21 protein-coding genes are annotated in these 21,420 nt (G+C 47.9%); 10 read left to right on the top strand and 11 right to left on the bottom strand.

The window, feature by feature from the left end; translation table 11 throughout:
* The first annotated feature begins 45 nt into the window (after window positions 1-45).
* From SPB21_RS24420 to SPB21_RS24440, 5 genes are all read left to right on the top strand, one after another.
* The gene (locus SPB21_RS24420; protein ID WP_163659161.1) at window positions 46-1,074 is read left to right on the top strand and encodes an ABC transporter permease; all 1,029 of its coding nucleotides are present in this window, start codon (window positions 46-48) and stop codon (window positions 1,072-1,074) included.
* A 217-nt stretch (window positions 1,075-1,291) separates the two neighbouring features.
* Window positions 1,292-1,555 carry a hypothetical protein gene (locus tag SPB21_RS24425; RefSeq protein WP_163659162.1) on the top strand — a complete coding sequence of 88 codons (264 nt, stop codon included), beginning with the start codon at window positions 1,292-1,294 and terminating at the stop codon, window positions 1,553-1,555.
* 160 nt (window positions 1,556-1,715) lie between these two features.
* Window positions 1,716-2,054 carry a hypothetical protein gene (locus SPB21_RS24430; protein WP_163659163.1) on the top strand — a complete coding sequence of 113 codons (339 nt, stop codon included), beginning with the start codon at window positions 1,716-1,718 and terminating at the stop codon, window positions 2,052-2,054.
* Window positions 2,055-2,237: 183 nt separating this feature from the next.
* A complete protein-coding gene (locus SPB21_RS24435; RefSeq protein ID WP_499867901.1) occupies window positions 2,238-3,116 on the top strand; it encodes a FecR family protein in 879 nt (292 codons plus the stop codon).
* Entirely contained in the window at window positions 3,097-5,772 is a 2,676-nt protein-coding gene (locus tag SPB21_RS24440) for a CHASE2 domain-containing protein (protein ID WP_499059705.1), read from the top strand. The genes SPB21_RS24435 and SPB21_RS24440 overlap by 20 nt, the downstream gene beginning before the upstream one ends.
* Here SPB21_RS24440 and SPB21_RS24445 read toward each other — a convergent pair.
* The 5 genes from SPB21_RS24445 to SPB21_RS24465 all read right to left on the bottom strand — a co-directional run bounded on the left by SPB21_RS24445 (window position 5,750) and on the right by SPB21_RS24465 (window position 10,880).
* Window positions 5,750-6,499 (bottom strand): metallophosphoesterase, encoded by a 750-nt coding sequence (locus SPB21_RS24445; protein ID WP_163659166.1) that lies wholly within the window; start codon window positions 6,497-6,499, stop codon window positions 5,750-5,752. The two genes, SPB21_RS24440 and SPB21_RS24445, sit on opposite strands and share 23 nt — an antisense overlap.
* Before the next feature lie 352 nt (window positions 6,500-6,851).
* Window positions 6,852-7,877, bottom strand: a complete 1,026-nt coding sequence (gene bioB / locus SPB21_RS24450; protein ID WP_163659167.1) for a biotin synthase BioB — start codon at window positions 7,875-7,877, stop codon at window positions 6,852-6,854.
* A 237-nt stretch (window positions 7,878-8,114) separates the two neighbouring features.
* Window positions 8,115-8,690 carry a flavodoxin family protein gene (locus SPB21_RS24455; protein ID WP_163696394.1) on the bottom strand — a complete coding sequence of 192 codons (576 nt, stop codon included), beginning with the start codon at window positions 8,688-8,690 and terminating at the stop codon, window positions 8,115-8,117.
* A gap of 104 nt (window positions 8,691-8,794) precedes the next feature.
* Entirely contained in the window at window positions 8,795-9,688 is an 894-nt protein-coding gene (locus SPB21_RS24460) for a cold shock domain-containing protein (protein ID WP_499867902.1), read from the bottom strand.
* A gap of 106 nt (window positions 9,689-9,794) precedes the next feature.
* Complete coding sequence (locus SPB21_RS24465) at window positions 9,795-10,880, bottom strand: radical SAM/SPASM domain-containing protein (protein ID WP_163696390.1); 1,086 nt, start codon at window positions 10,878-10,880, stop codon at window positions 9,795-9,797.
* A 197-nt stretch (window positions 10,881-11,077) separates the two neighbouring features.
* Between SPB21_RS24465 and SPB21_RS24470 the strand changes: the two genes are divergently transcribed.
* Window positions 11,078-11,311, top strand: coding sequence for a hypothetical protein (locus SPB21_RS24470; protein ID WP_163666077.1), 234 nt, complete (start codon window positions 11,078-11,080; stop codon window positions 11,309-11,311).
* A 73-nt stretch (window positions 11,312-11,384) separates the two neighbouring features.
* Window positions 11,385-11,960, top strand: a complete 576-nt coding sequence (locus SPB21_RS24475; protein ID WP_499867903.1) for a hypothetical protein — start codon at window positions 11,385-11,387, stop codon at window positions 11,958-11,960.
* A gap of 67 nt (window positions 11,961-12,027) precedes the next feature.
* On the opposite strand, the gene acsF is transcribed toward SPB21_RS24475, so the two are convergent.
* The 4 genes from acsF to SPB21_RS24495 form a co-directional block, all read right to left on the bottom strand.
* Window positions 12,028-13,116: a magnesium-protoporphyrin IX monomethyl ester (oxidative) cyclase gene (gene acsF, locus SPB21_RS24480; RefSeq protein ID WP_499867904.1), complete on the bottom strand. Its 1,089-nt coding sequence runs from the start codon at window positions 13,114-13,116 to the stop codon at window positions 12,028-12,030.
* A gap of 210 nt (window positions 13,117-13,326) precedes the next feature.
* On the bottom strand, window positions 13,327-14,487 hold the full coding sequence (locus SPB21_RS24485; protein WP_499867905.1) for a hypothetical protein: 1,161 nt from the start codon (window positions 14,485-14,487) through the stop codon (window positions 13,327-13,329).
* Window positions 14,488-14,513: 26 nt separating this feature from the next.
* The gene (locus SPB21_RS24490) at window positions 14,514-14,987 is read right to left on the bottom strand and encodes a hypothetical protein (RefSeq protein ID WP_163696386.1); all 474 of its coding nucleotides are present in this window, start codon (window positions 14,985-14,987) and stop codon (window positions 14,514-14,516) included.
* 63 nt (window positions 14,988-15,050) lie between these two features.
* Window positions 15,051-16,856 carry a M48 family metallopeptidase gene (locus SPB21_RS24495; RefSeq protein WP_499867906.1) on the bottom strand — a complete coding sequence of 602 codons (1,806 nt, stop codon included), beginning with the start codon at window positions 16,854-16,856 and terminating at the stop codon, window positions 15,051-15,053.
* 236 nt (window positions 16,857-17,092) lie between these two features.
* On the opposite strand from SPB21_RS24495, the gene SPB21_RS24500 reads away from it, so the two are divergent.
* The gene (locus SPB21_RS24500; RefSeq protein WP_499867907.1) at window positions 17,093-17,578 is read left to right on the top strand and encodes a DUF4079 domain-containing protein; all 486 of its coding nucleotides are present in this window, start codon (window positions 17,093-17,095) and stop codon (window positions 17,576-17,578) included.
* Window positions 17,579-17,724: 146 nt separating this feature from the next.
* Complete coding sequence (locus tag SPB21_RS24505; protein WP_499867908.1) at window positions 17,725-19,533, top strand: DUF6798 domain-containing protein; 1,809 nt, start codon at window positions 17,725-17,727, stop codon at window positions 19,531-19,533.
* 194 nt (window positions 19,534-19,727) lie between these two features.
* Here the strand turns inward: SPB21_RS24505 and SPB21_RS24510 are convergent, their stop codons facing one another.
* Window positions 19,728-20,258: a GIY-YIG nuclease family protein gene (locus SPB21_RS24510; protein WP_163666092.1), complete on the bottom strand. Its 531-nt coding sequence runs from the start codon at window positions 20,256-20,258 to the stop codon at window positions 19,728-19,730.
* Between the two features lie 142 nt (window positions 20,259-20,400).
* Here SPB21_RS24510 and SPB21_RS24515 point away from each other — a divergent pair, with 142 nt between their 5' ends.
* The gene (locus SPB21_RS24515; RefSeq protein WP_499867909.1) at window positions 20,401-20,523 is read left to right on the top strand and encodes a hypothetical protein; all 123 of its coding nucleotides are present in this window, start codon (window positions 20,401-20,403) and stop codon (window positions 20,521-20,523) included.
* A gap of 45 nt (window positions 20,524-20,568) precedes the next feature.
* Here SPB21_RS24515 and SPB21_RS24520 read toward each other — a convergent pair whose 3' ends face one another.
* Window positions 20,569-21,363, bottom strand: a complete 795-nt coding sequence (locus SPB21_RS24520) for a hypothetical protein (RefSeq protein ID WP_163666094.1) — start codon at window positions 21,361-21,363, stop codon at window positions 20,569-20,571.
* Window positions 21,364-21,420 lie beyond the last annotated feature (57 nt).

Genomic DNA, 21,420 nt, shown 5'->3' on the forward strand with positions numbered 1-21,420 from the left:
ACGCCCCTACAGGGGAATTGGTTGGGTTAGATATGGGGGAAATACATGGCATCTCGGGCTAATGCGCTGCGTTATTATGTGCTGTCGCGGTTGATGCTGGCACCGTTGATGATCTGGACGATCACAACGGTGGTGTTTTTGCTGATGCGGGCAACGCCGGGCGATCCGGTGGACGCGCTGTTGGGACCCAGGGCACCGATTGAGGCGAAAGAGGCATTGCGATCGCAACTTGGCCTCGACAAGCCCTTATTCTTTCAATACCTAGATTACCTGGGTCACCTGCTGCGCTTTGACTTAGGTAGCTCTATTGCAAGCCAGGGCCAAACCGTTTGGCACATCATCGGCGATCATTTCCCTGCCACCGTGGAACTCACATTTTGTGGCTTGACCATAGCCGCCATCGTGGGGATCACCGTAGGTTCGATCGCGGCATCACGTCCTAATACGCCCATTGATGCAGGTGGCAGGCTATTTGGCATTCTCACCTATGCCACACCCATGTATTGGTTCGGCATGATTCTACAGCTGGTATTTGCCGTGCAGTTGCGCTGGTTTCCCATTGGCACTCGGTTTCCCCTTCTACAAACCCCTCCCGATGGGCCTACGGGCCTCTATCTGTTGGATAGCTTACTCCATGGCAATCTGTCTCAGTTTGGGACAGCTCTATATCACTTAGCCTTACCCAGCCTGACCCTCGGTATTTTGATTAGCGGTGTTTTTGAGCGCATGGTGCGAGTCAACCTCAAGCAGACTCTACGGGCCGATTATGTGGAAGCGGCTCGTGCCCGTGGCATTCCCGAATTTCGCATTATCACTGTCCATGCCCTCAGGAATGCCTTGATTCCTGTGATTACCATTCTGGGGCTGACCTTTGCGTCCCTATTGGGGGGTACCGTCCTGACCGAAGTCACCTTCTCCTGGCCTGGCCTGGCCAATCGATTTTTTGAAGCTATTTCTCAACGAGATTATGAAGTCGTGCAAGGGTTGATGACATTCTTTGGCACCATCGTAGCCCTCGTCAGTATTGCCATTGACATCCTCAATGCCTATGTCGATCCCAGGATTCGATATTGACGCAGTTCCATAACTTTATGCAAGTTTATAATTCAAAACATTGAATTTTGTAATAGTCTTGATAGAGCCCTACAGTTCCAGTCACTATTTGCTCGCTCATCAGCATCTTTGTTTTGAATAGCTTGATAAAGTCATGTCCCCATTAATAGACCAGAAGGCGTCGTGGCTGGCCTTTTTTCGACATTCGTGGCTGGACAAAGTACTCCAGTCCTTCACTATGGGGATAGTGGTTTTGGTATTTGCCGCAGGGGTGAGTAACGGAATGGCTAAGGTGCCACCAACGGTCAAACCCCAACCCTCGGAACCTCAAGCAGTGATATCCTCCCTACTGCTCCCTACACAAGCGAGAACTCGTTTGCGGCATCGGCGGCTGACCGCAGCATTGATGACAAGTCATCACCTGACCGCAGCCCATGTCTTTAGCCCCAAACCATCCGGCAAATTATCGGCAGAAACCCGTGAAATGTCTAAACAGGGATAGTTTGCCCCCTCCGAATATGAAGCATGGTTGCTTCTGCAGGATTTTTATAGAAGTGAGGACACCTGATGTGGTTATTATTTAGGTGTTTCTTAGCTTTGGTGATACAGGCTTGAACAGTTTTCAAAAGTTCATGTGTTGTTTGGCGACAGCAAGCACATTTATGATGCTGTCGGTTGGTGGTGTATCGGCTCAATCTGAGGATTGTGACTTTTTAGTCTCTCCCCAAGAGTTCAATACCTTTGAGAATGACGACAGAATTGTGATTGGCCATGTTACAAGTCGGCCCTATATTGTGCTGCTAACCCATGATCTTGAAGAAAGCTTGCCTACGATTCGTGCCTGTATTCCTGACGCGTTTTTGACATCCTCAAGGTTAGGTAGCTATGTTCATGTTGCATCTTTTGACAACTACAGAGATGCAAAAGAACTGGTTGACTCCATTGATGAGTCTTTATCGCTCGATGTACGCGTCATTCATCGTGCCCGATTAGGTCGATAAACGTTATTCCTGGTGGTGTTTCTAGTGGCAGGCGGCTTATGCCTTTTAATAGCAACTGTTTCGGCCAAATGGCCTGAATCCACAGGCCATTGGCATGACCTTTAAGATTACGGCAAAACAGTCGTGCCATGATTTGTTTGTTGGTAATCTGTGCACACATCATGTATAGAAGGACCTAACAGGATGAAGGGGCTCAATCGCAACATGTTATCTCGTTATTTACGCCCACGTCGCCTGGTAATACTTACCGGTCTCGCCGTGGTCGCCGCGAGTATTTCCCTAAAAACAGATGCTCGCCCTCTCTCGGTACGCGTAAACCGCTGGCTAGAATTACGTAGCTTTAGCGGTACCGTCGATGTTCGACAGAGTAGTCAATGGGGACGTGCTCAATCCGGTCAGCGTTTGGGGGCAGTGGGTGATGGTATACGTACAGGAGCCGGTTCCCTCGCCCGACTCGCCGTCGATACTCAAGTGGGTTTTGTTAGTGTCTCTGAAAATACATTGCTGAGTATTATAGAGTTCTACACTACTCCACGGGGCGGTAAAGTTACAGAACTGGATGTCAGTCGCGGCCAAGCCAGAGTCTTTGTCAGACCGTTTACTAATCCTGATTCTCGTTTAGAGATTCGCACCCCAGCCGGTATCAATGGAGTGCGGGGTACAAATTTTGGTATTGCAATTCAACCCAGTGGCCGGTCGTCACTTGTTGTTGAAGAGGGTAGTGTGGCTTCTGAAGCTCAAGGGGTATCGGTACCCGTAAATACTGGATTTCAAAATTTTACGATTCCGGGAGAACCCCCTTCTGAACCAGTACCTATTACTGAGGAGCCTAACTTTAACCTTTTAAGGTTAGAACGTCAGCGGCGTGAGGATGAATCAATTGTTGTCGTAGAAGGAAATACCTTTCCTGTCAATTTATTGGTGATTGATGAAGAAACTCAAGAGATCGATACTGAGGGGAACTTCGCATTAGAATTGCCTCTGTCTGCTAATCGACGTATTGAGGCGACTGTTGTTACTCCCCTTGGCAAAACGCAAGTCTATGAGTTGGTGGTCCCCTAACTGGCTGAGACTCTTGCGGCGATGTGAGCCATTGTTGCCAGGGTTATTTGTCAGTAGTTTTGTTGTCTCATTGTCCTACCTAGGGCTGATCAAGCCGCTTGATAATATTTCAAGTGATGTGCTAATTCGATTACGTGGATCAAGGGCGTGGAGTGATGAACTCATCGTCATTGGCATTGACGATCGAACGTTAAAGAAACTAGGAAGCCACCCACTACCACGCTCTAACTATGTTGAACTGTTAGAATTTTTGTTGGAAAGTAATAATCGGGTGGCTGCTTTTGATGTGTTGATGCCAGACAAGACTAAGGATGATGCTGCCTTGGCTGAGGTAATGGCAGCGCATCAGGGCGTTGTTTTGGCTGAGACAGTTGATGAGGAAGGGGAAATACTACAAGCGCATGATTTGCTTTATAAAAATGCGATCGCAAGTGGCCATATTGATGACTACAGTGATGACTTTGATGGTGTAACACGACGCCACAAAATTCACATTAATAACAGTCGTTCCTTTGCAAAAGCAACAGCTGAAGCCTACAGCCTGACAACGGATATTCTAGATGTTCCCTCGTTTGACAATGGGGTGATGCTGCTTAATTGGCCAGCCCCTGTTGCAGATCTTCCCTTTAGAAGTTTTATCGATGTTTTAGAGAGAAAGATTCCTGTAGAGGACTTCAATAATAAGATTGTCATCATCGGTGATATGGCCACTGGTCGAGACCGATGGATTCGCACACCGTTTGATAAAGATACTCCTGTCGAAGGTGCCTTTGTTTATGCTGCTGCTTTACATAATCTCTTACAGGAAAATTGGCTAAGAACAATCAATCCACATTTCGTCGCCGCTATGCTGCTGCTGGTCGGCCCCATCATCAGTTGGCGATTGCAGGGACGATCTTTTGTACCTCAGTTAGGTATCTGGATTATTGGTACAGGTAGCTGGTTTATTATTTGTTGGCTAGCCATATACCAAAACTATGCCCTGCCAGTGGTAGCGCCTATGCTGGTGCTTGGTTTAACCGAAAGTTTTATTGTATTTACCGATCGCTTGCGTAGTAGTGCCATTTTGCAAGCTCGTAATGAGTTCCTCGGCACCATGAGCCATGAGTTACGTACACCACTTAATGCCATTATCGGTGTCTCTGAAATGATGCAAGAAACTAACCTGGATCCTAGACAGCGAGAGTTTAGTGAGACTATTCAGAATAGCAGTCAAGCCCTGTTGGCGTTGATCAACGATGTGCTCGATTTTTCTAAAATTGAAGCTGGGCGACTTGTGCTTGAAGAACATCCAGTCAATCTTCGCAATTCCGTGGAAGAGAGTTTGGACATAGTAGCTACCCGTGCTGCTAACAAACCCTTAGATCTTGTCTATATGGTGGATCCTGAAACACCACCTGTGATTATTAGCGACCCCATTCGACTCCGACAAATTTTACTTAATTTACTAAGTAACGCAGTTAAATTTACCGACAAGGGTGAGGTGGCTGTGATGGTGCAGTTAGCCCCTAGCGATGATCTGGGTGTCCCGGTTATCCGTCGTGCCCATCCTGCTACTCAATCCGTACTGTTGCTATTTACTGTGCGAGATACTGGTATTGGTATTCCGGCGGATCGACTGGCCCAGATTTTTGAGCCATTTCGTCAGGCAAGCACATCGACTACCCGTAAATATGGCGGTACTGGTCTAGGGTTGACCATTAGCCAGCGTCTGGCGGAAACCATGGGTGGTCGTCTGTGGGTTGAGAGTGAGATTAACAAAGGGAGTTCGTTTTTCTTCACGATTCGAGCCCATGTTGATCCTGTTACGGTTCAATCAGAGCGACCTGAAGCCCTAGCTAATTGGGCTGATCAACGTATTTTAGTGATTGACAAAAACATCACTCGCCGTACCAGTTTGAGGTGGCAATTAGAGGTTTTAGATATGGAAGTTGTCTTTTGCCGCAGCGTTGCTGAAGCCTTACTACTAGTTCAGCAAGGACAACAATTTGACAGCCTGATTTTAGATGCTGCAATTACTAAAATTGATAGGTTTAGTGCCATCGAATCGTTGCGGCAGGCCATGGATAAACCTAACATGCCTCTGATTTTGCTGGCAGATCTCAAGGAGAATCTCAGTCAAGAAGAACAACCTGACATAGCAATTGTTTGGAAACCTATCAAACAGGCAGCCTTATATCGTGCACTGATGCACATTCATCCTAAATCGGTTCCTGCACCTGTGATTAATTCTGCCTCAGAGTGTATTGAGGATGGTGATCAATCGTTAATGAGACTGAAGGTTCTGATTGCAGACGATAATCCAGTAAACCAGCGTGTTGCTCAACACATGTTGCAATTATTAGGACACCAGGCTGATACTGTCGCCACTGGTGGAGCAGCCATTGAAGCGGTGGAACAAGGAGACTATGATGTCATCCTGATGGATATGCGCATGCCACAAATGAGTGGTGTAGAAGCCACTCGTCGCATTCGCCAGCTGGGCCAGAAAATTCTTCAGCCTTGGATTATTGCAATGACGGCTAATGCCAGTTCTGAAGACCGTGATTACTGTCTCAAGGTAGGTATGAATGACTATTTAAGTAAGCCAATTCGTCGTGACAGCCTTGCTCGTACGTTTATGAATATTAATTCTAGGAATTTACCAACTGACTAGAACGCTGTTTAATTTTATGTTGTTCTACCGTTGCTGCAGCGTCGTGAATCGGGCGTATGCGCAGCATGTTATTGAATACATTGAACTGGTAAACCATCGAGCCATCCATATCTAGTGCTGTGAGCCAGCCACTTTTAGGATGATAAGCCCCTGTGTCAATGTCCAACCAACCAGGACCTCTAGCAATTTCTCCCGGTTCGACACCCGGTAAAGTAAAGGTGATCGTGTGGCCCGTAATAATTAGCTTATCTGGGAAATAAGGTTGTTTATGGCTATGGAAACCATCGCGAATCCAGCAATATTCATGGCTTGTTTGTTCTTCTAGGGTGCGTTGGGGATTTAATCCTGCATGTACAAGCCAGATATCTCCCAGGTCCATATAGAGCGGTAGGTCTTGAATCCAGTGGACGTGGTCAAATAAGTCGTCAACGCTGGTGTAGCTAGAAAGCGTAGATTGTCCGCCGCTGTAAAGCCATCCCTGGAATGCGGGCATATGGGCTTCTCCGTTGGGAAAGGCTTCTAGCAGTAATTGCTCATGGTTACCCATCACACACCGATAACCATTGTCACGCACGTAATTAACGACTTGACGGCTCTGAGGCCCCCGATCAATTAGGTCTCCGACAAAGTAAACCTCATCTTGGAGATTTAGATCCACGGCTTCCAGCAGTCGCATTAGACCGTCATAGTGGCCATGAATATCACCAATAAAAATACGACGAGGCATAGCAGTTGTGCTTATGTTTGATGTGAGTAGTTTGTTTGCCTACCGAACTATTGCCGGAGTGTGACATTTAAGCGCTGAAAACAACGCTGTAGATCAACTACCAGCAGATGCATTGCTCTAGTATGCCTCTTCCATACCTGTAGACAACACATGAATTGGCAGTATTTTCCAATGCTTTAAGTAAGGTTTATGGCAGCAACAGAAGTTGTTTGAAATAGGTTGCAGTGACTGTATTTAGGAATCTCTATGTTATCCATAGATTCATTGACGGGCTAATGAATTCTTGGATAAGGCTCAGTGTATTTTCTGGTACATCATTTTTTCATGTTTACCGACTTTCTTCAACTAACGTTCATGCAATATTTTCTGGCAGTGGACTGCCGTCCGGCGATTCTAGGACAAAGCCTGCATCCCTGACCATGGCATAGTCTTGTGTGGCACTTTGGCCTGCTGTGGTTAGATAATCACCGACAAAAATAGAATTGGCTGGATATAAGGCAAGGGGTTGCTGCGATCGCAAATGCACTTCCCGCCCTCCGGCAATCCGAATTTCCTGGGCTGGCAGTAAAAACCTGAACAAACACAGGATTCGCAAACAACGTTGAGGCGTAAGCTCGCTGCGACTAGCAAACGGAGTACCTTCGATGGGAATCAAAAAATTCACTGGCACGCTGGTCACATCCAGCTCTCGGAGGGATTTTGCCAGATTGATAATATCTTCATCCGATTCACCCATACCTAAAATGCCGCCTGAGCAGGTGGTTAGCCCAGCAGCTTGTACCGCTTTTACAGTGTCTAGACGATCTTGATAGCCATGGGTTGTGCAGATATCGTCATGGTGGGCTTCAGCCGTATTCAGGTTATGGTTAATGCGATCAACTCCGGCGGCCTTGAGTTGATGGGCTTGTTCCTCATTCAATAGCCCCAACGTGGTGCATACCCGCATTGGGTAGTCAGCTTTAACCGCTTGTACTGCATCTAAAATTTTCTCAAACGTCTGAGGTGAGGGCGTGCGGCCTGAAATAGCCATACAAAAAGTACCAGCCTTGAGCTGGTGGGCGCGATCGGCAGCAGCCAAGATCCGCTCTTTTGCCATCAGTGGATATTTTTCAATGTCTGCGGATGAGATTTTTGATTGTGAACAGTAGTGACAGTCTTCAGGGCAGAGACCACTTTGGGCATTGAGCAAAAAGTGGAGTCGTACTTGATTGCCCCAGTAGTGGTGACGTACCCGGTATGCCGCTGCCAACTGTGCCAAAATTTCTGTGTCATCAGCCCGTAGCACCCTCAATGCATCTTGGTGGTCAATTATCTGACCAGCCAGGGCCTGCTCGGCTAGCTGGTTCCAATCAACTGAGGTGCGTACAGATTGAATCATCCTATGGACTCCTTGTGACAACGGCATACGTGTGCCACCCTCTACGTTAATACGAGATGGGATTTTGAGGGGAGAACAATGCGAGAAGGACTTAGGACAAAGTTGAGAGAGTTATGAATTTTGAATTTTAAGTTCAGCCCTGCATCACTTTCGTGATTATCCAAGGTGGTTCAACCATAATTCAGCATAACCTTCGGGAAGCTGCTAAAGCGTCTACAAAACTCATAACTCTCATCCCTAGGCTGCAATCTTTTGTGCCACAGTGACCACACGTTGTCCGTATAGGCGAGCTGATTCTAGATCACCGGGTTCTACGTTTGCAGGTGAACCACTCATATCCAAATAGCTTTGCCCCATAGACCCCATAAAAGAGCCTAAGCGATTCACACCAGTCTCAGGATTGGGTAGTTCTGCGTTGCCGACCCAAATCATGCCGTGCTGTGCCGCATTGATCGCGAGGTAGAGCAATGTGCCTTGCTTGTCACCACTGGGGGAAGCCGAATGGGTAAATCCCCCTGCAACTTTATCTTTCCAGCCCTGTTGAAACCAGGTAGCACTAGCGGCATCAATAAAACACTTAAACTGCCCAGCTACACCTCCCATGTACGTAGGAGTGCCAAAGACAATGCCGTCGGCTGCAGTGAGGGTGGTTAAGATGGCGTCATCCTGCCATCGACCATTCACAATTTGCTCACCCGTAATGCGCAGCAGGTGAGCTGTTTCACCAGTGGCTTCTACGCCTTTGGCAAGTGATTCAGCCATCAGATGGGTGTGACCTTGGCCAGAGAAATAGACTATTGCAATGGCAACCATAATCAAATAGAAAGACAACTAACCCAAATTTTAAGTTCAAAAAACTCGAACTAGTGATTGGGAATGGTTAACTTTCTTTGACAAAAGTTGCATCTCAAGAATCGCTATAGAATCCGAATGTGGTCTGCGTAGGCCTTGCCTTCAGTAATATGGGCGGTAACCTCAACATCCATGCCCCGCTCTAGTTGGCAAAATACTTCGTTGCCAATATATTTTTGATGGAAAATAATGTCGCTGGAACCGTCATGGGGTGCGATATAACCATGGTGGTTGTTCTTTTTAAGTTTGAATAATAGTTTTACAATCCCCGTTTTTGTAATGGCTCTTGGGTCAGCAGTAGGTGTTGACGTAGATTTTGGCGTGGCTTTCTCGGGCTGTGGCAGCTGTTTAGTATTTAGCTGTTTAGCAGCATCTATGGCGAGTAATGATGGGGATGGTTGCGTTTTGTTGGTGTCGATGTCTGTGTCGCGGCGGAATGTAATCTCTGAAGAAAAGTGCTCTAAATTTCTGATGTGTTCGTGAGGTAAACTCTCTTCTTTTGGTGTCTCTGTTGAAACAATTCGGGGTTCTGGCTGGTCTCTTCTAATCTTATTTTGAGTGAAAAATGTTTTTGCTGAATCTAACGTTTGCTTTGGTTGTTCCTGCACCCGATTTAGTTGAGTCGTTGGGTTAGATAGTTGGTTGCTTAAACTTTGTACTGCTGAACAAGGAGAGTACTGATAGTCACTGAGTAATATTCTGAAATTAGAAGAGTTGGCTGCCCTGTTGGCGGCTGGGTTGGGTGATGGAGCTTGGTGTTGTTGTTTGATGGGCGGTGTTGTATCTGTTAGCCCCTGTTCTGGCTGATTTTCCTGCACAGGCATCTGGGGCGGGAGTTGCTTTGATGACGTTAGTCGCTGTGGGGGTGAGGGATAATGACGGCGATTTTGTTCTCCTTTAAACTGAGTTAATATTCTTCTCAGCCAGTTTAAAAAAATCCGTATAAGTCGCCGTCCCATGGGCACCTAAGCAGTAAAGTGACACCCTATCTTACCTCTGCTTCGAGCTTTTCTAAGGTAGAGCGCTACTGGTTGGCTGCAAAGTCAGCTACGCTCAGCGTAGCCCCTAAACTTCGCCCCAACCTGGCTGCAAACGTTTCATGATGGGGTTATACACCTTAAAGTAAGCAACTGAACCTACTTGCCGCACGAATGCTTTTTGGGATGTGTCCGCTCCCATGCAACGTTGACACACGGGATTGGTGACTTGGAAACGGTTAAATCCCTGGCGGAGGCCGCAGGCTGGCTGCTGTGTATCCAAAATATCGCTTAGGGAGTGATCTTGCAGATTGCCTAGCGGAATCTGACCATCGTAGTCTTTACAGCAGGGCACAACGGTGCCGTTGTACAGAATGCCTGCTTGGTCTGACGTACCGTTGCAATAACCAAACTTGGCGGGGATGACCTCTGTGCTCTCCACATTTCCCCAGCTATCCAGGGGGAATGTTTCTAGGGCAAGTTTGGGAGTAAGTTCGATAACCTGCCACCGACCTGGCTTATGGCGGGCAATACGTTGACGCAGGTCATTATCGCTAGGCCGTTGATCGCAACCGTCCAGTAATCGATCGGCCCAAGCGGTTAGTTCTTGTTGCATCTGGGCCTTGCCTTCGACCACATGCATCTGTTTGTGCGGTACCAAAAATGGGTGTGGTGTAGTGTCTAAGAATTTTAGGTGTACCCGGGTTTTAGAGGTGGAATCGGCGAGGTTAGCCCTGACATATTGGGTAATGCCATCAAAGTATTGCTCAGGTTTGAGCTTGGGGGGCGCACCCCGAATAATGAACGTGACTGGATCGGGAGTTTGTAGCGAGATGGTAACTTTCGGAATACCGGAGGCAATTAGCTGCTGACGATGTTTAGGAAAGATGTGAAACGTGCTGCCATTGGTGGTGAGATGTAGGTTTAATCCTCGTGCCAATGCCATATCGATGGCTTTAAAAATGTGGGGATAGATTAAGGGTTCGCCCATCAGGTGAAAAGCAACGATTTTGGCCAGGTTCCGTTCGGCGATCTCATCTAGTGCTTTTTCAAGCAGGCTCAGGTCCATATGGCCACGCTTACGTTCCATGATGGCGTCTGGGCAAAAGTCACATTTAAAGTTGCAAACGTTAGTAACTTCAAGGTGGATGCGCTCAAGACGGTAGCTGACCATTGCAAAGATGATTAATTTATAAGGTCGCCCCAGCTTAACAAGGTCGTGTGAAAGCAGGCTGAGAATTTTGTAGGGATGTAAACCGAATAGGTCTGATATGACGGGGATCGGCCATTTATCTTGCTGAGAGATTAAGCTTTTTGGGAGAGTCACTTGCCTACTGGAAAGTTGGCTCTAGCCTGATAAGGAATCTTTTTATGCTCAGGGAAATTATGACCGTATCGACATCAACTGATGATTTGATTAGGCTTTCGGAAGTAGAGCGCATTGATCTACTCAAGGGCTATGCAGAGCAAGATGCTATTTTTGGTAGCCCCAATCCACGCTATAAGCAATGTAAGGTGTATTGCGATCGCTACCTCGATATCCGCATCCAATTAGTAGGTACCGATGGCTTAACCGATGCTGACTGGGATTTGACCATTTTCTAGAAAACGGGCTTGTCAAAACGTTCAATTTCTAAGTCAGGGGTAAAATTGGCAACGCAGCTCCTAGCTAAACAAAATGAACGAGAGTGCAGCCGTTTTAGATCAAGCCGCAGGAGCGCAGAGAACATCATCTGCTGCGCTCCCCCCAGCTACAGACTTAGTAGCAGCATTACAAACCACAGAAAAGCGCATTAAGCATAGCTATTCCTTAACTGACTTAGTTGGCACTTGGCGGCTGTGCTTTATCACAGGCACCAAAAAAACACGCCAGAAAGCAGGGGTAGCTCTAGGGGCAGGCCGATATCTGCCTAAAATCATCAAGATTCAGCTCAACTATCAAGCCACGGCAGATGATCAAGGTCTGGTGAAAAATTCGGTCAGCCTAGGCCAGTTGAAGCTGGAACTGACCGGCCCTGTCAAATTTTGGCATAAAGCTCGGTGCTTAGCATTTGACTTTACCCAGATCCAGATTGTGTTAGGTGGCCTCACTTTATATAAAGGTCGAATGAGACCTGAGGCAGCTGATCAGGAGTTTTTCCAGCAATCTCTCAAAGAACAAGCCTTCTTTAAGTACTTTTGGGTAACTGAGACGGGCATTGCGGCCCGTGGCCGAGGCGGTGGCTTAGCCCTGTGGTATCGGGAGGATGGATAGCAAAAAAAACAAACAGCCGGGCCTTTTTGCAAAAAGGCCCGGCTGTTAACGTTGAAGCAACTGTTATCTAGCGAACAACGCCACGGGTAGTTGCCATATCGATGGGCTTCATGAAGTAAAGCTGAACCATTTTCACACCGATTTTTGCGATGTGAGGCAGCTGACGTAGAAGCTTCACAGGCTTAGGCTGATTGCTCTTGCCAATCTCAGCGACCTTCAAGCTGGCATCAGACGCTGTATCCATATGCTTGAAGAAGTCGGGGTGCTCTACATTCAGCATCACAGGGAAGACCTTAGCAGCTGACTCATTGGTCTTTTTGATGACGTGAATATCGTACTCACGTGCATCTAGACCTAAAGATGCGTAGAAGCCACTGCGCTGAATATCATTCAAGAACATCGTGGCAAATACCGACAGCAGGAAGAAACGGCACCATAGCTTAGCCTGCCAGTCATTGAGAATCTGGGGCTGCGCCTTCATGATGGCGGAGAAGAAGTCACCATGGCGGTTCTCATCCTGACACCAGTTCTCAAAGAACTGGAAGATAGGATAAATCCGATTCTCAGGATGAGAATCTAAGTGACGGAAAATAGTGATGTAGCGCCAGTAGCCAATCTTCTCAGACAGATATGTGGCATAGAAGATGAACTTAGGCTTGAAGAAAGTGTAGCTCTTGCTCTTGGTCAAGAAACCAAGGTCTAATTGGAGGTTGAAGTCCGACATCGCCTTGTTGAGGAAGCCTGCATGGCGAGCTTCATCGCGGGACATCAGGGTAAAACCTTCAGCTAGAAGGGGGTTTTTGTCCTTAAGACGACGACCTAACTCCTTATAAAGCAGGAATCCAGAGAATTCAGCTGTACAGGAGCGCTCTAGAAATTCAATAAATAGAGCTCGAGTGTCACCATCAATGTGCTCCCACGACTGGTCAAACACATCGGTCCGCACGAAGTGATGGCGGTTATAGTCAGCACGAAACTCTTCTATGATGGCGCGTACCTCATCTTCATTGACGGATAGGTCCATCTCGGCCATTTCGTCAAAGTCAGTGGTATAAAAGCGAGGGGTGAGGATCGTGTCTTTAGAAGGTGCCTTAACCCCAGGCCGTAGCTCATCAAATCGAGTTTTTTCCTGAGGTTTCCTTAGGGAATCTACCATGAGTCCTCTATCAAGATATTTATGGTTAAAGCGCTATGAAACCGCATTAAGGTGTCGGGCCAGTAAATTGATAAAAAACTGGCATCGTACGTGGATTCTAGTCTACCAAGGTCATTGACTTGGAGCAGCCCGCAGGTAACAAATAGGTTACATTTCGCAATAAACCCATACTTATCAGTGCGTCTAGTGAATGGGGATAATAATAAAAACCTATAGTCGTTCAGGTGTGGGTAAGGGTTGATCACCCCGCAGACGTCGCCAAAGAGGGCTGCAAATCCATATCAATACAAACGGCAATAGGGCAAACCAAAGGGTTTGGTAGCTGAGTAAACCAAATAGGCCAAAAACCTGACGAGGCATGGGCGTGGTATTCCAAAGTAGGCCAACTAGTAACGCTGAGCCCATTGACCCTGCTGCCAACAGTGATGATGGCAGTTTGTTTAAGCATTGGAGTCTTAAAACTTTGGGATAAAACCGTTCATACAGCTTTTGCCAATCTGGAAAAGCGGCATACATGCTGAGCACCGATGTGAATGGAATGCCCAATAACAGTGTGTTGAAACTATGGAAAATAGGGGCTAGTCGAAAGAGCAGAGCTTGGGCAAACCGATTAAAGAGAACTAGAACAAAGCAGGTTTCAAATAGCAGCACCACATACTGTGAGGGAATTGACAACGCAGCAGTACGGCCTATGTGTGGTCCCAATGGATGAATGGGAAACCCATTGGTGAGATGGCTTTTAACTCCCTTTGCGAGGATAAAATCGCCCACTAGCCGGGGTTCAACCAGCCAAGCCACCTCCATCAATTTCACCGCCGCCGCCGACAGAAATAAGATGGATAAAATTACCATGAGCCCGCGTGCTGGCCATATGTAACGCCAGGAAGATGAATGAGGTGAGGTGGCGGGGTGCCCATGCTTTTGTTTTAGTAACGCATCAATGGAGTAGGTCTCGCCCCATCTAGAAAACAGCATGAACAAGGGGACATAAAACACCGTGAGTACAATGGTACGTTCTTGAATGAGAAAGCCAGTGCGAAACCCTGCTAACCCAAATCCCATGAGTAAAACACCTAGGGTGGCTAGACGGGTTCTATACCCTAGCAATAGCAACACTAATGCCATCACCAAAAGTGTTTCCATGGCAGCGTAGCCGCCGTCTGGTAGTGGCGATAGTCCACTCAATAAAATAGTTGGGTCCCAGCGACTTGCGGGCACCAGGTTCAGCTCAGAGAAGTTTAAGGGGCTGAGAAACCAGAGATAGAACAAGCTATAAACAATGCGATAGAGGCCCATGCGTCCAGCCGCATTTTGGGCAGGGCGGGTGAGCCACTGAACATAGCGACGTTCAATCCGCTGAAAAAATCTCATAGGGGCTTAGACAGGCTTAGACAATTTCAGTCTGTGGGATGGGCAGCAAAACGATCAATCAGAACAGTCTGGGCAGGTTGATGAATGTCCATGGGAGGCTGTTGGTCAAAGTCGACTTGCCAAAAGTAACGCCAAGCCTCAACCTGCTCAATTTTGGTGTCAAGGGCAAATTCTATTTGTTGAATCAGGTAAGGGCGATAGATCGCCTGCTGTTCAGCGTTGCCTTCTATGGCATTTTGCACCAGCTGGTGCCCAGGGGTTTGGTTAGAGGTGTCGTTATCCAATGTGTAGAGATCCATGGGGCGTAAGACATGCTGTTGCCCAGAACTGTCTACAACGTGGAGTTCAAGACGACTCACTTCAGTGGGGGGGCTATAGCCATCACCAGTGGAATACATGTCCCACCAGGTGAATGGCCAAAGACTTCCTCCCAGGGCTAGTAGCAAAAAGGATATGCCTGCCGTGAAATATTTGGCTAATCGTAATTCCTGAGCTTCCATGAGCGTCAGTTTATCCCATGGCTGATGTGAGGTGAAGTAGGCCAGCTTGGAAACTAATAGACCCTATTCTGCTGCCTCATCTGTCGTGACAGGCTCTGTTTCAGCATCCATGGCTTCTTCTTGCTCTTGTTGAACGTCCTCAACGGCTTCTTCGATTTCGTCATCGTCGGCAACCGTTTCATCTTCAACGGTTTCGCCGTTTTCAGCTTCATAGGCAGCGAGTTCTGCCTCGGCCCTGGCTTGCTGCGCTTCGTGACCCAGTACACCCTCGTAGGCATAGCGGTTGTAGCCGCCATTTTCGACAATGGCTTGTAGATAATCTACGCGGTCCTGGGGGGCTGGGTGGGATGCAAGCCAGGGGACAACTTGACGGTCTCCGTAGCGCTCTTCTAAGGCAAGCATGAGACCATGCATGCCATCGGCGGCATAACCGCTGGAGGCCAGGATTTGAGTGCCGACGATATCTGCTTGTCGCTCCATGCTGCGAGAATAGCCCGAGACAATCGCGTTGGTGACTAGGCCTGGCAATGGTAAGTACTGGGTGAGGCTGGCGGTGAGGTTGCCCTTGGTCACCATTTGAAACCCGTGGGAGAGGACGGCGTGGGAGATTTCATGGCCCAGCAGTCCAGCAAGCTCAGCTTCGCTATCGGTGTCGAGAATGGCTCCAGCATTGACGAAGATTTTGCCGCCAGGTAGGGCAAATGCATTCAATTCTCGGTCAAGAATGACATCGAAGGTGTAGTCAAAATCATCGCGACCGGCTACGGAAGCTAACTGATTTCCAATGCCACGGACATAGGCTAAAAGCTCTTCATCTTCGGAGAGGGGAAGCTGCTCGCGGGCTGAGTTAGCGACTGATTCTCCTAACGATTTTTCGCCCTGCAGCAGGATCAGGCTGGAGTTGAGGGCGGTAAAGGGACCGTATAGACCGCCAGTGAGGATATAACCAGCGGCTCCAGTGAAAATGTTTGCGATCGCATTATTCCGAATTTTGGCATTGGTGGCTGACTTAAACCGATCCAAGTTTTCATCAGCTAGATTGGCGTAGTGTTCTGCGTCAGGATGCTCTTCATTCAATAATGCAAATTGACGTGACGCAATCGATGCTTCAATCCATTCTTCTTGCTTCATCATCAACTCAATCTGAGCACTGAGTAAATCAGGATCGTATGGATATAGTGTCAGTGCCTTTTCCAGAACTATTTCAGCATCCTCTGGACGCTCGTAGGTTTGGAGTAGCTCGGCATAACGCAGATGACCTGGGATAAAGGCTGGAACTTCTTCTGTGAGTAAGCCTAAGGGAACCAGGGTTTGGGACTCTCTGCCCGCCTCTATGCCACGGGAAGACTCGCGCCAATAGACGGCTCCACCAGGGGAAAGCTGCTCAGGATTGCGAAAAGGTTCGGCTGGAATATTTTCTAAATCATCATCATCTCGCCAACCAAACGTTTTGGCTTCACGATAGTACTCTTCGGCAGTGGCAACATCACCGGCCAGATATAGTCGGTCTGCCTCTATAATCAGCTCTCGCTGAAACCAAGTTTCTTGTTCCAGGGCGGCAGCTTCAGCATCGTATTCAACCTCATCTTCCGCTACCGTTTCAGCGTCTGAGGCCTCGTCACTAGTTTCATCAGCGGCATCCTTTTCAACCTCATCCTCCGCTGTGGTCTCAGCATCTGAGGCGTCGTCGCTAGTTTCCTCGCCTGTTGAGTCTACACTCTGCTCAGGAGTGTCACTATTGCCACTGTTGTGGAGAATGATATGAGCAGGGCGTTCGGATGCTCGACCTGGCAACACTGGGCTGAGCAGTATCGTAAGACTGAACCCCACTGCTAAGAGCAGCGCAAAACGTTTATTGACCTTCATCATGGCTCGGAATAACGAAGCGATTGGATCTCAGAATGATGCTCGGACATCCCTAATGGGACTATTTTGCCAAATCTGCCCTGGAATAACCTGAGCGATCGTGCTTGTTTAAGGGGCTTGGCTGAAAATGTATGGGTGACATGCAGGTTTTTTCTCGGTGAAAGTCGCTTCAATACAACGGCAGAATGTAGTTGAGCGCAATATACTAAGTTTTATGACGCGTTAAGATATTACCCACCATGAGTCCTGAGACCCTTGAAACTATTAAGCCTTATCTGAATTTTTTCCATCCAATGTTGATGTGGGTCCTGTTTGGCCTCACTGTATATGCCATGTATTTGGGCTTCCAGAGCCGAAAGGTCCGTTACGCCAGTGGTGAAGCAAAGAAAGAACTTATCAAAGGTAAATTTGCCCTTAAGCACCACCAGATCGGGTCAATCATCTTGGCGCTGATGGTACTCGGTACCATCGGCGGTATGGCTGTTACCTATCTCAACAACGGCAAGCTATTTGTCGGTCCCCATCTATTGGCTGGTCTAGGGATGACGGGTTTAATTGCGATCGCAGCATCCCTTGTGCCCTACATGCAGCGTGGTAGCGAAACTGCTCGCTTGACCCACATTAGCCTCAACGTAATTCTTGTGGGTTTGTTTGGCTGGCAGGCGGTGACCGGTGTGCAAATCATGCAGCGCATTTTGGATAACGTTTTTGGAATCACGTTTTAGTCAGTGATTTTGTGTTTTTTACCTAAATAATTTTGAAAAGGGAGCGGCTAATGGGGCGGCTCCTTTTTTGATCAGAGGTGCCATTGCGTTTTAACCTGATCGCTAGACCCCATGAAATCTAATGGATGATGGCCAACGCGAAAACAATGACTAAGCCTCCTATGCTGATGCAGCTGGCGATGGCACTGAGTGGTTTAGTGGCCTATGGTTACAACTTCTCAAAAGAGAATGTTTTTAATCAGATGCCTGCGGTGATGGCTCTGGTAGACCCCACACTCTACAGTCAGGACTTCTATGTGCAGGAGATGCTCCAGTTCACACCGAGGTCCTACTATTACTATGCTTTAGCGCTACCGGTGAAGCTGGGCTTGAGTGTGCCGATGGTCTGCTTTATTTACTTTGCGATCTCATTTGCAGGCTTGAGTTTGGGGCTATATGCCATTGGTCGAGAGTTGGGGCAGTCTAAACTGGCTGCCGCGGCTTTACCCTTTCTGGGCTTAGCTGTTGTGGATGGCACTGTGGGGGTTACGGATTTGTTTCGGCGCTCTCCGAACCCCAGTGTTTATGCCATTGCGATCTCGGTTTGGGGGATTTACTTCTGTTTGAGGCAGCAGTGGATACGGGGCTATGTCTTATTTGGCATCAGCTGTCTACTACAGTTTCTGGTTGGTTTGTTGCCAGGGGTTTTATTCACTCCGGCGTTGATTTTTTATTGCCTCAGGCACAAACGACCCAAACAGCTTTTAGGGGCATGGGGAGCCCTGCTGGTTTTGGCAGGCATGGTTTACAGTCCCATGGTGCTGAGTGGCAATACGAGTAGCGATTTGCTCAGCAATTCAGACTTTATTTGGCTCTATGGCTATGTGCGCCACCCCCACCACATCATCATGTCCCAATTTTCCGTCAAGAGCTGGTGGCGGTTTGTTCACTTTTTGGTGGCAGGTTTGGCGTGTTTATATGGCTCTCGACAGTTAAAGCCCAATCACAAAATGACCATTGGCTCTGCCATGGTGATGGGCTGTGGGCTCTTAGCTCTTGGCTATTGGTTTGTGGAGGTTTATCCCATCGCGACTGTGGCTAAACTGCAGTTTGCACGAACAACACCGTTTATTTTGCTAATGGCGCTGACGGCTATTGCTGTGTATGCCAGCGAACACTATCGCCGAGGGAATCAGGCGCTGGCATTACTCTTAATTGCTGCGCCTGTTGTCGACAACTATGGTGGACTGACTACTCTGGTGGTGGTGGTTTTAAGCCTGATTAAGCCGGGCGGAGACACCTTTTGGAAGCATGTGAACCAACGGGTTAACCGCTTTCCGGTCCTGAATTATGCACTCTTTTTGATTGTGCTGACGGTGACCTATTCCTTCCATTTGGCACTGTTTTTAAGCTTTGCGTATCCGTTTTTGTTAGAGGAGTTCCCTGCCCAGGTGAAACGGTTGCGTCCAGCGGCTTATGTGATCACTGCTGTATGTGTTGTGTTTGTTGGTCTCAATCTGGGTGGTGTGATTGTTCATCGCAGTTTGGGGCCTGTTCATCGGGCGATTAAATTTGCTCCGTTATATGATCACCCGGTGAAAAAGCTGGGGGTAACCTTTCGCGATCGCACCCCCACTGACGCTCTGGTGCTGGTACCTCCCGCAGATCGGATCTTTCGTTTCTATAGCCAGCGCTCTGTAGTGGCTACTTTTAAGGCGTTTCCCTTTACAGATGCTGGTATTGTTACCTGGCAACAGCGGCTAGAGGCGATGGTGGGCACATTGCCAGCCCCTGCGGAAGATAAGTTAGATGCAATATTTATGCAGCGCACGGCGGCGGAATTAGTCGATGTGGCAAAGCAGTTTGGTGCAGGCTATATCCTGACTCGACAAGAATGGCACCCAGATATGCCTGGCACCTTAATAGGCGAACAAGAAGGCTGGACAATTTGGGATGTGAATAGCGCCCCTAATTAAGCCGGAAAAGCTTTGCTGGGTGGGGAAATCAGGAGTTAGGGATCAAGAGTCAAGAGTTATCCCAAATCCAAATTCATTAAATCCGATGAACAATGGACCATCCTGTAGGGGCACTCCCTCGTGGATGCCCCTCGATATCCGGTGCTATCTGCCTCCTGACCCCTGACTTCTCATCCTAAACGTCCCGCTTCATACTATTTGAGAGCTAATAATCCCTGTTCTTTGAGCTTGGGATTGAACTTAATGGGGATCTGAGCACCTCGGTCGGCAACTTTGGCTTTGACGTCGGCTTCAACGCGGCGGGCGAGCTGTTTGAGCAATTTGTTGGTTTGGGAGGGTTCGGCGTTTGCGATCTCATCCCGTTCTACTTCTGTCATAAAGGCTTTAGCATCAATGGGTTTTTCCCACATAGTTTGCTGGTCAGCGTTACCAGGTGGGATGGTGCCATATTCTGAGATCCAGGACTTCCGAATTTCTTCTAGCAGTGTGCGGCTAGGGCGCGTTACTGTGTGAACCTTAAACCAGTGGCACTGCTGTGGACAGCGCACTAAATGCTGCGTGAGCCCCACACTGACATCTCTTGAGTAGCCAACATATTGTAGTGTTTTAGCCTCATCAAAAATGGCATAGATACCCACTTTGCTAGCTAATCCTGGTGGTAACTCACCCTCCACTAAATAGGGATGCATATCTAAATCAGCCAAAGTCGGTGTGGTGTCAGCCATGAATTACGTTAGAGCTCACTACGTCCCTCATCCTAGTGTTGACGGTCAAAAGATCGGTATTCTTTCCAATAAACTCAACGATTGCCGTCCCACGTGTTTCAAAAAGAAACACTATAGTGAAGAAAAATTCCGCCATTCCGCCATGAGTACCCCTACCCCAAAAGACTGGACCAATCGGATCATCTTCGTTTTACTCATAGCCTTTATTGGCTGGCAACTATTCCGAGTGGGCTTAATTGTGGGCGTCGCCAATGGTTGGCTTTAGCCAAAAGGTGTTTGAAATAATGGGCTGCGGGAAGCTGTGCTTCCCTTAATCAGTGTGCTCCTGAATCGGGTCTGGTTGCTTGGCTACAAAGGCCAAAATATCGCGAACAACACCAGTGACACCGCGACTATTGGGAATCAGGATGCTGCCTTTGAGGGCTCCTTTGTCCCGTAGGTGGTTTAGGGATTTAGTCAGTGAATGATTGGAATATCCAACAATCGAAACCACCAGATCGCAATCAGCTAGCTTATCTTTGAGTTGCTTCTGAGACGTACTCACCTCTCGATGGGATGGAATTTCTACCGGTGTATGGATCAGCCCATGGCTAGTGTGTAATGTGTCGATTACGAAACGTCTAGTGGCTTGGTGTCCCCCGACAAAAGCAATTTTCCAATTGGCTAAATTAGTTTCTGATGTCGTATCTGGTTGGGAATTTGATAAAGGCGCTGTTGCTGGAACCTCGGTTGCCTGGAACCGTTGGACAGCCACTAAATTGGAATGACAATTGCTCAGGGCTGATGTTTGGTTAGCGAGTTCTCGTTTTAACGTTTGAAGTTCAGTATCATTTTCAGCGATTAATACATCTAGCTCTTCCCATAGCTCATGGACCTGCTGGTTTTTATTTTCTAAGGCCTGTTGCAGGTCCAAACATTGAGCTTGGGCTTGGGTCAGTTGCTGGGTTAGATCTGCTTCATTCTGTTGCGAGACTGCTAAGGCTGTCCGTAATTGCCTGACGCGGCGATATTCATTGCCACTAATGCCATCCCAAAGCCTTATGCACCAATGGCTCAAACGCCTGATCGGTTTTTTGATGGGATAGATAACGTTTGGGGACTTCATAGGGGCGGTCTCCTTGCGCCGAAATTGCCTTAGCCCTTTGCTTTAGAAATAACGCTA

The organism is Leptothoe sp. ISB3NOV94-8A, assembly GCF_043421595.1.
Taxonomy (GTDB): Bacteria; Cyanobacteriota; Cyanobacteriia; order Phormidesmidales; family Phormidesmidaceae; genus Leptothoe; species Leptothoe turfae.

Coding starts and splice junctions, on each gene's coding strand:
- SPB21_RS24485 (WP_499867905.1), bottom strand. CDS start 14,487: ATGAGATTTTTTCAGCGGATTGAACGTCGCTATGTTCAGTGGCTCACC.
- SPB21_RS24425 (WP_163659162.1), top strand. CDS start 1,292: ATGGGGATAGTGGTTTTGGTATTTGCCGCAGGGGTGAGTAACGGAATG.
- SPB21_RS24470 (WP_163666077.1), top strand. CDS start 11,078: ATGCTCAGGGAAATTATGACCGTATCGACATCAACTGATGATTTGATT.
- SPB21_RS24520 (WP_163666094.1), bottom strand. CDS start 21,363: ATGAAGTCCCCAAACGTTATCTATCCCATCAAAAAACCGATCAGGCGT.
- SPB21_RS24440 (WP_499059705.1), top strand. CDS start 3,097: ATGAGTTGGTGGTCCCCTAACTGGCTGAGACTCTTGCGGCGATGTGAG.
- SPB21_RS24505 (WP_499867908.1), top strand. CDS start 17,725: ATGACTAAGCCTCCTATGCTGATGCAGCTGGCGATGGCACTGAGTGGT.
- SPB21_RS24500 (WP_499867907.1), top strand. CDS start 17,093: ATGAGTCCTGAGACCCTTGAAACTATTAAGCCTTATCTGAATTTTTTC.
- SPB21_RS24430 (WP_163659163.1), top strand. CDS start 1,716: ATGATGCTGTCGGTTGGTGGTGTATCGGCTCAATCTGAGGATTGTGAC.
- bioB (WP_163659167.1), bottom strand. CDS start 7,877: ATGATTCAATCTGTACGCACCTCAGTTGATTGGAACCAGCTAGCCGAG.
- SPB21_RS24475 (WP_499867903.1), top strand. CDS start 11,385: ATGAACGAGAGTGCAGCCGTTTTAGATCAAGCCGCAGGAGCGCAGAGA.
- SPB21_RS24495 (WP_499867906.1), bottom strand. CDS start 16,856: ATGATGAAGGTCAATAAACGTTTTGCGCTGCTCTTAGCAGTGGGGTTC.
- SPB21_RS24460 (WP_499867902.1), bottom strand. CDS start 9,688: ATGGGACGGCGACTTATACGGATTTTTTTAAACTGGCTGAGAAGAATA.
- SPB21_RS24445 (WP_163659166.1), bottom strand. CDS start 6,499: ATGCCTCGTCGTATTTTTATTGGTGATATTCATGGCCACTATGACGGT.
- SPB21_RS24465 (WP_163696390.1), bottom strand. CDS start 10,880: ATGGTCAGCTACCGTCTTGAGCGCATCCACCTTGAAGTTACTAACGTT.
- acsF (WP_499867904.1), bottom strand. CDS start 13,116: ATGGTAGATTCCCTAAGGAAACCTCAGGAAAAAACTCGATTTGATGAG.
- SPB21_RS24510 (WP_163666092.1), bottom strand. CDS start 20,258: ATGGCTGACACCACACCGACTTTGGCTGATTTAGATATGCATCCCTAT.
- SPB21_RS24515 (WP_499867909.1), top strand. CDS start 20,401: ATGAGTACCCCTACCCCAAAAGACTGGACCAATCGGATCATCTTCGTT.
- SPB21_RS24490 (WP_163696386.1), bottom strand. CDS start 14,987: ATGGAAGCTCAGGAATTACGATTAGCCAAATATTTCACGGCAGGCATA.
- SPB21_RS24435 (WP_499867901.1), top strand. CDS start 2,238: ATGAAGGGGCTCAATCGCAACATGTTATCTCGTTATTTACGCCCACGT.
- SPB21_RS24455 (WP_163696394.1), bottom strand. CDS start 8,690: ATGGTTGCCATTGCAATAGTCTATTTCTCTGGCCAAGGTCACACCCAT.
- SPB21_RS24420 (WP_163659161.1), top strand. CDS start 46: ATGGCATCTCGGGCTAATGCGCTGCGTTATTATGTGCTGTCGCGGTTG.